Origin of the sequence: Aquimarina pacifica, assembly GCF_000520955.1 — a bacterium.
GTDB classification, from domain to species: domain Bacteria; phylum Bacteroidota; class Bacteroidia; order Flavobacteriales; family Flavobacteriaceae; genus Aquimarina; species Aquimarina pacifica.
On sequence record NZ_JACC01000132.1, the window covers coordinates 1 to 311 of the forward strand.

Genomic DNA, 311 nt, shown 5'->3' on the forward strand with positions numbered 1-311 from the left:
GGTTATGTAAGTATCACATCGTATTCATACCAAAGTATAGACGTAAAGCGATCTTCAATCAATACCGAAGAGACCTGAGAGATTATATTCGTTTGTTGTGCAAATATAAGGGAGTAGAAATAATTGAAGGTCATATGATGCCAGATCATGTGCACTTGTTAGTAAGTATTCCGCCGAAACTAAGCGTATCACAGTTTATGGGATACTTAAAAGGGAAAAGTGCATTAATGATGTTTGATCGACATGCAAACTTAAAATACAAATATGGGAACCGACATTTTTGGGCTGAAGGCTACTATGTGAGTACAGTT

The 311-nt window shown here is 36.3% G+C and carries 1 protein-coding gene; it reads left to right on the plus strand.

Features of this window, described 5'->3' with window-relative positions:
- Positions 1 to 311: IS200/IS605 family transposase (gene tnpA / locus DZ60_RS0122100; protein ID WP_025744158.1), on the plus strand; the 311-nt coding region annotated here is incomplete at both ends.